Origin of the sequence: Lutimaribacter pacificus (assembly GCF_900142185.1) — a bacterium.
GTDB lineage: Bacteria > Pseudomonadota > Alphaproteobacteria > Rhodobacterales > Rhodobacteraceae > Lutimaribacter > Lutimaribacter pacificus.
On record NZ_FQZZ01000002.1, the window covers coordinates 408,465 to 418,906 of the forward strand.

General features: G+C 67.2%; 10 protein-coding genes. 3 read left to right on the forward strand and 7 right to left on the reverse strand.

Going from position 1 to position 10,442, the window contains the following annotated elements; translation table 11 throughout:
- Positions 1-67 precede the first annotated feature (67 nt).
- From arfB to F3H87_RS08045, 6 genes are all read right to left on the reverse strand, one after another.
- Complete coding sequence (arfB, locus tag F3H87_RS08020; RefSeq protein ID WP_149788058.1) at positions 68-490, reverse strand: alternative ribosome rescue aminoacyl-tRNA hydrolase ArfB; 423 nt, start codon at positions 488-490, stop codon at positions 68-70.
- A gap of 269 nt (positions 491-759) precedes the next feature.
- The gene (locus tag F3H87_RS08025) at positions 760-1,395 is read right to left on the reverse strand and encodes a queuosine precursor transporter (protein WP_149788059.1); all 636 of its coding nucleotides are present in this window, start codon (positions 1,393-1,395) and stop codon (positions 760-762) included.
- A gap of 81 nt (positions 1,396-1,476) precedes the next feature.
- Positions 1,477-2,373, reverse strand: coding sequence for an esterase-like activity of phytase family protein (locus tag F3H87_RS08030; RefSeq protein ID WP_149788060.1), 897 nt, complete (start codon positions 2,371-2,373; stop codon positions 1,477-1,479).
- Positions 2,346-3,278, reverse strand: a complete 933-nt coding sequence (gene mepA, locus F3H87_RS08035) for a penicillin-insensitive murein endopeptidase (RefSeq protein ID WP_149788061.1) — start codon at positions 3,276-3,278, stop codon at positions 2,346-2,348. Before mepA ends, F3H87_RS08030 begins: the two co-directional genes overlap by 28 nt.
- A complete protein-coding gene (locus F3H87_RS08040; protein ID WP_149788062.1) occupies positions 3,242-4,612 on the reverse strand; it encodes an MFS transporter in 1,371 nt (456 codons plus the stop codon). Before F3H87_RS08040 ends, mepA begins: the two co-directional genes overlap by 37 nt.
- 76 nt (positions 4,613-4,688) lie before the next feature.
- Positions 4,689-5,225 (reverse strand): acyl-CoA thioesterase, encoded by a 537-nt coding sequence (locus F3H87_RS08045; protein WP_149788063.1) that lies wholly within the window; start codon positions 5,223-5,225, stop codon positions 4,689-4,691.
- A 131-nt stretch (positions 5,226-5,356) separates the two neighbouring features.
- Between F3H87_RS08045 and F3H87_RS08050 the strand changes: the two genes are divergently transcribed.
- The 3 genes from F3H87_RS08050 to yaaA all read left to right on the forward strand — a co-directional run bounded on the left by F3H87_RS08050 (position 5,357) and on the right by yaaA (position 8,615).
- The gene (locus tag F3H87_RS08050; RefSeq protein WP_149788064.1) at positions 5,357-5,641 is read left to right on the forward strand and encodes a YggT family protein; all 285 of its coding nucleotides are present in this window, start codon (positions 5,357-5,359) and stop codon (positions 5,639-5,641) included.
- A 120-nt stretch (positions 5,642-5,761) separates the two neighbouring features.
- Positions 5,762-7,801 carry a DNA helicase RecQ gene (recQ, locus tag F3H87_RS08055; protein WP_149788065.1) on the forward strand — a complete coding sequence of 680 codons (2,040 nt, stop codon included), beginning with the start codon at positions 5,762-5,764 and terminating at the stop codon, positions 7,799-7,801.
- Between the two features lie 34 nt (positions 7,802-7,835).
- Entirely contained in the window at positions 7,836-8,615 is a 780-nt protein-coding gene (yaaA, locus tag F3H87_RS08060) for a peroxide stress protein YaaA (RefSeq protein ID WP_149788066.1), read from the forward strand.
- Between the two features lie 16 nt (positions 8,616-8,631).
- Here yaaA and F3H87_RS08065 read toward each other — a convergent pair whose 3' ends face one another.
- Positions 8,632-10,410 carry an ATP-binding protein gene (locus F3H87_RS08065; protein ID WP_149788067.1) on the reverse strand — a complete coding sequence of 593 codons (1,779 nt, stop codon included), beginning with the start codon at positions 10,408-10,410 and terminating at the stop codon, positions 8,632-8,634.
- Positions 10,411-10,442: the final 32 nt, after the last annotated feature.

The window sequence follows — 10,442 nt, forward strand, 5'->3', positions numbered from 1 at the left end:
CGCGGCCGTGCGATGCCCGGGCCGCTGCGCGGCTGTTCCGGGCGGGGCACGCCTCCCAAACGCCCCCTCACTCTTCGCCGGTCACCTTGCCGCGCAGGGCCTTGACCTCGCCGCGTTGTTTCTTGCCGGCAAGGCGACGTTTCTTCGATCCCAGCGTGGGGCGTGTGGGGATGCGGCGCTTGGGTTTGTGGGTGGCCTGTTCGACCAGCTCGGCCAGCCTCTGGCGGGCGATTTCGCGGTTGCGGGCCTGGCTGCGCGTCTCGTCCACCTGGATCACCACCGCGCCCTCCTTGGTCCAGCGCCGCCCGGCCAGCCGCTTCAGCCGCGCCTTGACCGGGCCGGGCAGGTTGGGCGACCGCCCGGCCTCGAACCGCAATTCCACGGCGGTGCTGACCTTGTTCACGTTCTGCCCGCCGGGGCCGCTGGCGCGGATGAACTGCTCGGTCAGTTCCCAGTCCTCGATGGTGATGTCGTCTGTGATGCGTAGCATGGCCCGATCCTATCGCAGGCGAAGGGTGACAGCCAGCCAGCGAAAAGGGCCGTCCAAACGGTTCGGACGGCCCCCACAGAATTCGGAGGTGGTGTTGGTTAGGTTACCACCAATTCGGGTTTTTCGCGCCCAAGGGCTGCCTCAGACACGCGCCCCCCGAACTGTTCCGACACCTTTCTCCATTATCCCATTAGACACTAGAGCACCTCCTTTCTGCTGTTGAACCGTAAGGCCAGCCTGCCACAGAAATCGGGTATGTCAAAACAAAATCATGTGGTGCGCGGGATAAGTGCCCCCACGATGATGCGGAAGGGCACAAGTGCCAAAATAGCAAGCGACAGTTTCACCAGCCAGTCGGCCACCGCCAGCGACACCCACAAGGGCACCATCGGCCCGACGCCCAGCAGCGGCAGCGCCTCGCCCGCCCAGCTTACGTCGTTGCCCGGCTCCAGCCAGGTCAGCGCGGCGGAGAACGCGATGGTAAAGAACAGCGCGGTATCCAGCGACGACCCCACCAGGGTCGAGGCCAGCGGCGCGCGCCACCAGCGCCCTTCGCGCAGCCGGTCGAACACGGCGATGTCCATCAGTTGCGCGGTCAGGAACGCCAGCCCCGATCCGATGGCGATGCGCAGCGTCACGGCGGGGTAGGTATAGCCGTCGCCCTGCAGCATGATCTGCGTGCCGATCAGGGAACAGATCACGCCCACCACGAACCCGGCGGCCACCACCCGGCGCGCGGCCCGCACGCCGTAGACGCGGTTCATCACGTCGGTGACGAGAAAGGCCAGCGGATAGGTGAACGCGCCCCAGGTCAGCCACTGGCCGAACAGGAACTGCACAAGGATGTTCGAGGCCACGACGATGGCGGCCATGACAAGAATGCCGGGAAGATGGGTGCGGGTCATATCTGTGATCCGTTTTTACAAGGTTGCGGAGACTTGGCCCCGCCACCGGCAGGACGCGCCGCGTTTACGCCCTGTGCGCCCTTATTGCAAGGGTTTGTCGATCACGTATTCCACGATCTCGGTGCGCTGCAGCCGGCGGAAATTGTCGTCCGAGATCATCGTCAGCCGGACCCGCCCCTGCCCGTCGCGCCAGACGGAAATACCTTCGAGGTTGTCATGCGCCAGTATGGCCGAGGTCAGCAGAACCTCGCCCGCCTGTATGCCGCCCTCCAGCGGGCGGATACGGCGCACGCGGCTGCGGAACCCGATGCCGTTGAACCCGCGCTCCAGTATGTAAAGCCACCCGTCCGGCCCGAAATCCGCGCCCACCGGCAGGTAATCGGCATCGCGGGTCAGCCGCGCCACCATCTGCCAGCGCGGCGCGGCGAACATCCAGACCGGGAAGGGCCGGTCATATGCGCCCGACCGTTCCGGCAGGGTATAAAGCCGGCCCTGATCGTCGATGGCCAGCGCCTCCATCCCCGAATTGTGCTGCACCGCCTGCAATTCCGGGTGCAGCGGCAGCACGCCGCTTTGCGCGGGGTCGGGCGGCAGGCGGGCGATCATCGGCGTGCCCTCGTAGCTGACATAGATCGTTCCGTCCGTGCCGATGGCCAGCCCCTCGGCGTCCCTTGTGTCGTCGGGCAGGCGCCCGCCCGCGCGGGTGGCGATCTCGTCCATGCCGGTCAGGCTGGCGCCGGTGATCCGGTCGCCCTCGCGGGTCAGCCCGGCGGTCACGATCAGCCCCCGGTCGGAAATCGCGGTCAGCGACAACCCGTCATCGGACAACTCGATCCCCGACAGCCCGCCGAACCCGTCCACCCCGGCAGCCCACGTGAATTGCGACAGGAACCGCGCCGGCAGCCCCTCTGCCAGTGCCGCCGTTGCGCCAAGCGTCGCAAGCGCCGCGATCAGGGCGCGCGCAGGACCGAGACGCATTGATTGGGCAGATCGGCCAGCGTGTATTCGCGGCGGGGCCTGGGTTTGGGCGCGTCGGGGTCGGGCGGCGGCGGGTTCAGGATGTTACGCTGCCACTGGCGCGCATCGGCGCAGCCGTCCCCGGCTGGCGGCGGGTCCTGGCTGACGCAACCGCGCGCACCCCTGGGGCAGTTCAGCCGCACGTGGAAATGATAATGATGCCCCCACCACGGCCGCACCTTGCGCAGCCAGCTCCGGTCGCCGGTCTCATCGGCGCACATCTGCACCTTGGCGCCCGGAAAGACAAAGATACGCGCCACGCGCGGGTCTTTCGCCGCGGCCTTGATGATCTCGTGATGGGCGCGGGTCCATTTGTCGTTCACATAGGCCCCGTTCGCCCGCCGCATCGAGATCGAGGACATGCTTTCCCGCTCGCCCCGGCTCAGGTTCAGCCGGTCGGCGGGGCGCATCCAGATGTCGATATCCATGCCGATCTGGTGGCTGCGGTGCCCGGTCAGCATCGGCCCGCCGCGCGGCTGGCTGATATCCCCGACATAAAGCCCGTTCCACCCCGGCTGCTGCGCCGCCTTCGCCGACAGGTCGCGGATGAACCCGACGGTGTCGGGATGGCCCCAGTTGCGGTTCCGGCTCAGCCGCATGGCCTGCCATGTCGGCCCGGTCTCGGGCAGTTGCGCCCCCCCGGCAAGACAACCCTTGGCATATCCGCCAAAGGGCTCGGACGCCTGCGACGACCCGCGCGGCGCCGCGCCGAACAGCTGCCTGGCCTCAACCCCCTGCATCGCGGCGGGAATGGCCTGCTGGGTCGAGACGCGCGGCGGCGCCTCGGCGTTGCCGTCGTCGGAACTGCGGCCACCGCAGGCGGCCAGCGTCAGGCAGAGGGCTGCAAGGGCTGCGTGTCGGACCATGTGCCGTGATCTCCTTCCGGTTTCACCCAGCGTAGCAGGATCAGCCCGATCAGGAAAAGGGCGATCAGCGGGGTCACGCCCAATTGCTGGCTGCCGGTCAGCGCGGTGGCGATGCCGATGGCGGTGGGCGCCAGAAACGAGGTCGCCTTGCCCGCCAGCGCATACAGGCCGAACGCCTCGGCCATGCGCTCGGGATCGGCCTGCCGCACCATCATCGTCCGGCTTGCCGCCTGAATCACGCCGCCCGCCGCGCCGATCAGCGCGCCCATCACGTAGAACGCGATGTCCGGCAGGGACGAACCCGGCCCGACCACGATGCCGTAAACACTGTCGCGCGAGATGAACACGATCGAGATCGCCACGAAACTCAGCACGAGGATGCAGGAGGTGATCACCGGCTTGGGCCCGAACGTCTGGTCGGCCCGCCCGCCGATCATGGCGAATACCGCGCCGGTGATGATCGCGATGATGCCGAAGATGCCGGTATCCACCACCGACCAGCCCAGCACGCCCGCCGCGTAGATGCCGCCGAACACATACATCCCGTTCAGCGCGTCCCGATAGAACATCGAACTGCCAAGATAGGCGAAAAGCGACGGTTTCGCGGGCAGCCCGCGCACGGTCTCCACCACCTCGCCCAGTGCCTTTTTCAGGGCACCCTTTGGCGGGCGGGTCGGTTTCGGGTCGCGCACCCACAGGAAGAACGGGATCATGAACACCGCATACCAGATCGCCGTCAGCGGCCCCACCGCGCGCGTGCCCTCGCGCGCGGCGGCATCCAGCCCAAGGATCGGGTCCAGCCCGATAAAGGTTTTGCCGGTCTCGGCGCTTTCGGCCAGCAAAAGCAGCATGATCACCAGCGCCACCAGCCCCCCGGCATAGCCGAAGGCCCATCCATTGCCCGAGATCCGCCCGATCTGATCCTTCGGGCCAAGATCTGGCAGCATCGAGTTGGTGAAGATCGTGGCGAATTCCATCCCGATCATGCCGACCGCAAAGGAAAACAGGATCAGGTAGAGGTTGAAATCCCCCGGCACCGCCCACCACAGGCAATAGGCGCCGACCACGTAAAGCAGCGAAAAGAACCAGATCCAGCGCAGCCGGTTGCCCGACAGGTCCGACAGCGCGCCCAGGATCGGCGCCAGTATGGCGATCACGAACCCCGCCGCCCCGATGCCGAACCCCCAGGCCGATTGCGCCGCCGCCCCGTCGCCGATCAGTTCCTTGACATAGGGCGCGAAGATGAAGGTGATCAGCAACGTGTTATAGGGCTGGCTGGCCCAGTCGAAGAAATACCAGCCCCAGATGCGCTTGCGTTGCGATGGTGCCGTCATGCCCGGTCGTCCCCCTGTCCTTCGTGCGGGGATAAGACAGCCAAACCATGACGCTGGCAAGACAATCCTTGGTCGGTCAGTCCTGCATCGGGGGCCAGGGGCGGGCCTCTTCGGCCGCGATCCATTTCGTCACCCAGTCGGGGATCGGGCGGGTTTCGCCCGGATGGCCGAGCGCCGCCAGCACCCGGTCGGTGCCCACGATACCGGCCGTATCCGTCACCGCCGCGCGATACAGGATATGGCCCGCGCATTGCCCGTCACGCCGCCACATGGATTGCTCAAGATAGATGAACCGCCCGTCCCAGCACAGCGCGCGGCTGCGCATCTCGATCCGTTCGAACAGCCGCACCCGCCGGCGATAGCGCACGCAGGCCCCGGCCATGGTCAGGCCCCAGCGGTTGTCCCGCAACGCCTGCACCAGCCCGACCCGAAAGGCCAGCGGCAGCCGCCCCAGATCATAGAGCGTCAGCGCCCGCCCGTTATTCAGCTCCAGGAACGGGTCCAGATCCCAGGGCAGGCACATGTGATGCGACACATGCACCCCGTCCAGCGGCAGCCGGGGCAGGCGCCGCGCGCGAATGACCTGCGTGGCAAGGCGGAGAAACGGATACATCGGACCCTCCCGTCGTTTCGGGCCGGGGTGCCGCGCCACGCCCCGAAGGTCAAGCGCGACGGTGCGGCAACCCTTGCCCTTCGGGGGCTCTGCGCTTACCTCTTGCGCGACGAAAGAAAGGTTTTGCGCAAATGATGGCGATTTACGGCCCGCTGGCCCTGATCCTGAACGTGATGTTCTTCATCCTGCTGGCCCATATCATCATGAGCTGGCTGATCAATTTCCAGGTGCTGAACCTCAACCAGCAATTCGTGGCGCAGGTCTGGTATGGCCTCAACCGCCTGCTGGAGCCGATCTACACCCCCATCCGCCGCATCCTGCCCGACACGCGGCCGCTCGACCTTGCGCCGCTGGTGCTGTTCATCATCATCATCTCGCTGCGCGACTACATCCTGCCGGAACTGCTGCTGCGCTGAAGCGCGCACCGCGGGCCTGGATTGCCGCGCAGTCTGGGCCGAAACGCCCTTGATTCACCAAATCTTGGTGTGTGATACCTCATGCAAGAGCAGATATAGATCAATCTTGCAGGGTGCCCCATGACAGCGGCCAGCGGCCTTTTGCGCGACGTATTCGGCTTCGACGCCTTCCGCCCCGGGCAGGAAGAGATCGTTCAGGCCGTCGCGCAGGGCGAAAACGTGCTGGCCATCATGCCCACGGGCGGCGGCAAATCCCTGTGTTTCCAGCTGCCCGCCCTGATGCGCGACGGCGTGACCGTGGTGATCTCGCCGCTGATCGCGCTGATGCGCGATCAGGTCCGCGCCCTGCGCGAGGCCGGGGTCGAAGCCGGGGCACTGACCTCGGGCAATACCGACGAGGAAACCGATGCCGTCTGGCAGGCGCTGTCCGAGGGGCGGCTGAAACTGCTTTACATCGCGCCGGAACGGCTGGCCGCCGGCTCCGCGCCGGGGATGCTGCGGCGGATCGGCGTGTCGCTGATCGCCGTGGACGAGGCGCATTGCGTCAGCCAGTGGGGCCATGATTTCCGCCCCGACTACCTGCGCATCGGGGAACTGCGCCGCGCGCTGGGCGTGCCGCTGGCCGCCTTCACCGCCACCGCCGATGCCGAAACCCGCGACGAGATCGTGACGCGCCTCTTCGACGGGCAGCCGCCCCGCAGTTTCCTGCGCGGGTTCGACCGGCCCAACATCCACCTTGCCTTTGCCGCCAAGAACGGCCCACGCCAGCAGATCCTGTCCTTCGCCGCCGCGCGCAAGGGGCAGTCGGGCATCGTCTATTGCGGCACCCGCGCCAAGACCGAAACGCTGGCCGCCGCCCTGGCGGATGCCGGGCATAACGCCTGCGCCTATCACGGCGGGATGGAGCCGGGCGACCGCCGCACGGTCGAAAGCCGTTTCTCGCGCGAGGACGGGCTGATCGTCGTGGCCACCGTCGCCTTCGGCATGGGTGTGGACAAGCCCGATATCCGCTGGGTCGCCCATGCCGACCTGCCCAAGTCGATCGAGGCGTATTACCAGGAAATCGGCCGCGCCGGCCGCGATGGCGCCCCGGCCGAAACGCTGACCCTGTTCGGCCCCGACGACATCCGCCTGCGCCGGTCCCAGATCGACGAGGGGCTTGCGCCCCCCGAACGCCGCATGGCCGATCACGCGCGGCTCAACGCGCTGCTGGGGCTGGCCGAGGCCTTGGGCTGCCGGCGCCAGACCCTGCTGGGCTATTTCGGCGAAGAGGCCGCGCCCTGCGGCCATTGCGACCTCTGCGATCAGGCGCCCGAAACCTTCGACGGCACGCAGGCCGTGCGCAAGGCGCTGTCGGCGATCCTGCGCACCGAGGAATGGTTCGGCGCCGGCCACCTGATCGACATCCTGACCGGCAACCTGACCGACAAGGTGCGCGAAAAGGGCCATGACCGCCTGCCGACCTTCGGTGTGGGTCAGGAATTCAGCCGCCCGCAATGGCAGGCGATCTTCCGGCAGATGATGGGCCACGACCTGATCCGCCCCAACCCCGACCGCCACGGCGCGCTGACGATGACCGACGCCGCCCTGCCGATCCTGCGCGACCAGCAGGCGATCACCCTGCGCAGCGACAGCGTGGCAAAACCCGAACGCCGCCCCGCCGTGCGCGCGCTGGTCAGCGACGAGGACGCGCCGCTGCTTTCCGCGCTCAAGGCGAAACGCCGCGCGCTGGCCGAGGCCGCCAGCCTGCCCGCCTACATGATCTTCAACGACCGCACCCTGATCGAAATGGCGGAAAAGCGCCCCGCCAACCTGGACCAGATGGCGCGGATCAACGGGGTGGGGGCGAAAAAGCTCGACAGTTACGGCGCGGCCTTCCTTGAAATCATCACCGGCGCGGCCGAGGACATGCACCCCGCGCGCATGAAGCTGGCCGGGCGCGATGCCGGCAGCGTCTATGACCGGCTGCTCGCCGTGCAGGCCGACCTGATCCGCGGCCCCGACGGGACGGACAAGCCGATTTCCTGTTCCTCCTCGCAACTGGCAAAGCTGGCGCAGGCGCGTCCCGGCGACGAACAGGCGCTGACCCGCATCCTCGGCGACCGCCGGGCCGAGCGTTTCGGCCCCGCCTTTCTGGACGTCCTGCGCATGGCCGATTAAGACATCCGCAACACCGACACTCACGGGGGAAACCATGTTCGTCGTCGTATCGCCTGCCAAGAAACTCGACATGTCGCCGGTTGCCGGGGTTGCCGCCACCGAGCCCGAATTTTCCGACGCCGCGCGCGATCTCGCGCAGGTGGCGCGCGAGCTGTCGGTGGGCGATCTGCAAAAGCTGATGCATATCAGCGAATCCCTGGCAAAGCTGAACGCCGGCCGGTTCCGCGATTTCGGCGGGATGGAGACCAAGCCCGCCGTGTTCGCCTTTGCCGGCGACACCTACCAGGGGTTCGAGGCCGCGACGCTGGATGCCGACGCGCTGCGCTGGGCGCAGGATCATTTCGGCATCCTGTCGGGGCTTTACGGCATCCTGCGGCCCTTCGACGCGATCGAACCCTACCGGCTGGAAATGGGCAGCCGCCTGAAAACCGGCCGCGGCACATCGCTCTATGATTACTGGGGCGACCGGATCGCAAGGGCGATCAACGAACGCGCCGCGGCGGTGGGCGCAAAGGCGCTGGTGAACTGCGCCAGCCAGGAATATTTCGGCGCGGTCGACCGCGCGGCGCTGGCCCTGCCGGTCATCACCCCCGTCTTCATGGAGGACAAGCCCGGCGGCCCCAAGATCGTCAGCTTCTATGCCAAGCGGGCGCGCGGCGCGATGGCGCGTTTCGTGATGGAAAACCGCCTGACCGATCCCGCCGCCCTGCGCGATTTCGACATTGGCGGCTACAGCTACCGGCCCGACATGTCCGAAGAAAAGGACCGGCCGGTTTTCCTCCGCAGCGCCGAGGCCGCGGAACAGGCCGCCTGACCATCCTGCTGTCGGCTCACGCGCTGACCGCCTGCGGCAGCCGGGCGCCGGGGTCGCGCACGCCGGCGGGGCAATGGGCGGCAATCGCCTCCCATATCCCGGCCTTGCGCAGCGGCTTGGTCAGGTAATCGTCCAGCCCGGCCTCCAGTATCCCCTCGCGGTCGCCGGTCATCGCGTGGGCGGTCATGGCGACGATCGGAACATGGGCCTTTTGCCGTCTGCGGATTTCGGCGGTGGCGGCCTTGCCGTCCATCCCCGGCATCGAGATATCCATGAAGATCAGGTCGGGCGCGAACCTGTCGAAGGCCGCGACCGCCTCGCTCCCGTTGGCGGCGAATTCCAGCTCGATATCCAGCCCCTGCACCATCTTGCGAAAGACCAGCCGGTTGGTCCGGTTGTCCTCGGCCGCAAGGATGCGCATCGCGCGGCCCGGCGCAGGGGCGGGCGTGCCGGGCCGCGCCCCGGCCACCGGCAGCACGATGCGGAACCCGAAGGCCGCGCCGTGGCCTTCCTCGCTTTCCGCCCAGATCGTGCCGCCCATCAGCCCGATCAGCCGGCGCGAGATCGCCAGCCCCAGCCCGGTGCCCTCGAACCGGCGGTTGGTTTCGCTGTCGACCTGGTTGAACTCGCCGAACACGTGCTCGATCTTGTCGGGCGGAATGCCGATGCCGGTATCCTCGACCGTGATGTGCAACTGGCAATCGCCCTCCTCGCCGGTCACGCCCGTCACCCGCACCAGAACGTGACCCTGCGCGGTGAATTTCACCGCGTTACCCATCAGGTTCGTCAGCACCTGCCGGATGCGGCCCTGATCGCCGGTGAACATGGTGGGCAGGAAAAGATCGTAATCCACCACGATATCCAGCCCCTTGTCGCGCGCGCCCGGCTGCAGCAGCATCGCAAGCTCGCGGATGCAGCGTTCCAGGTCGAACGGCTCGGGGTTCAGGGTCAGTTTCTCGGCCTCGATCTTGGAATAATCCAGCACGTCGTTGATGATTCCCAGCAGCGCCGCGCCCGAGTTGCGGATGGTGTCGACATAAAGCGCCTGTTCCCCGGTCAGCGCGGTGTCGGCCAGCAGGTCCGCCATGCCCACAACGCCGTTCATCGGGGTGCGTATCTCGTGGCTCATATTGGCCAGGAAGGCCGATTTCGCCCGGCTCGCCGCCTCGGCCACCTTGCGCGCCTCGCGCAGCTCGGCCTCGTGGCGCACGGTGGCGGTGATGTTCAGCGCCAGGCTGACCACGTCGCCGCCATGGCCGCGCTGGTCGACCAGCCGGATATACTTGTCGGCATAGCTGCGCATGACAAAGGGCCGGGGCGCGGGCGATTGCCAGCGCTCCATCATCATCGCGCGCCATTCCGCCGGGGCCATGTCGCCGATATTGACGATCCCCTCTTCGGTCAGCAGTTGCAGAAGGCGGGGATAGGTGACGCCGGGGCGCACCTCCTCCAGCCCGTCGAAGAAATCGATATAGGCGTTGTTGGCCGCGATCATCCGGTCGTCGGCATCGAAAAAGGCGAACCCGTCGCGGATCGTCTCGATCGACAGCCACAACCGCCGCTCGGCGATCTCGATCTGCCGGCGGGCCTGCGACAGGTCCGATTTCACCCGCTGGTTCTCGTCCCGGTAGGTTGCGACCTGCGCGCGGGTCTCGGTGATCTCCTCCGACAGGTTCCTTGCGTGCTGGCCCAGCTTGCGGTTGGCGGTGAAAAGCTCGGCCTGCTTCAGCTCCAGCAGCCGTTCGGCAGCCAGCCGCGCGCGCCGTTCTTCGGCCAGTTTGTTGGCAAGGCTCATGCCCGCTCTCCGACAAGGCCCCTGAAACGGGG

Bases quoted from the DNA above. Each gene is read 5' to 3' on its own strand.
- arfB (WP_149788058.1), bottom strand. From the start codon at position 490: ATGCTACGCATCACAGACGACATCACCATCGAGGACTGGGAACTGACC.
- F3H87_RS08045 (WP_149788063.1), bottom strand. From the start codon at position 5,225: ATGTATCCGTTTCTCCGCCTTGCCACGCAGGTCATTCGCGCGCGGCGC.
- F3H87_RS08065 (WP_149788067.1), bottom strand. From the start codon at position 10,410: ATGAGCCTTGCCAACAAACTGGCCGAAGAACGGCGCGCGCGGCTGGCT.
- F3H87_RS08030 (WP_149788060.1), bottom strand. From the start codon at position 2,373: ATGCGTCTCGGTCCTGCGCGCGCCCTGATCGCGGCGCTTGCGACGCTT.
- F3H87_RS08050 (WP_149788064.1), top strand. From the start codon at position 5,357: ATGATGGCGATTTACGGCCCGCTGGCCCTGATCCTGAACGTGATGTTC.
- F3H87_RS08025 (WP_149788059.1), bottom strand. From the start codon at position 1,395: ATGACCCGCACCCATCTTCCCGGCATTCTTGTCATGGCCGCCATCGTC.
- yaaA (WP_149788066.1), top strand. From the start codon at position 7,836: ATGTTCGTCGTCGTATCGCCTGCCAAGAAACTCGACATGTCGCCGGTT.
- mepA (WP_149788061.1), bottom strand. From the start codon at position 3,278: ATGGTCCGACACGCAGCCCTTGCAGCCCTCTGCCTGACGCTGGCCGCC.
- F3H87_RS08040 (WP_149788062.1), bottom strand. From the start codon at position 4,612: ATGACGGCACCATCGCAACGCAAGCGCATCTGGGGCTGGTATTTCTTC.
- recQ (WP_149788065.1), top strand. From the start codon at position 5,762: ATGACAGCGGCCAGCGGCCTTTTGCGCGACGTATTCGGCTTCGACGCC.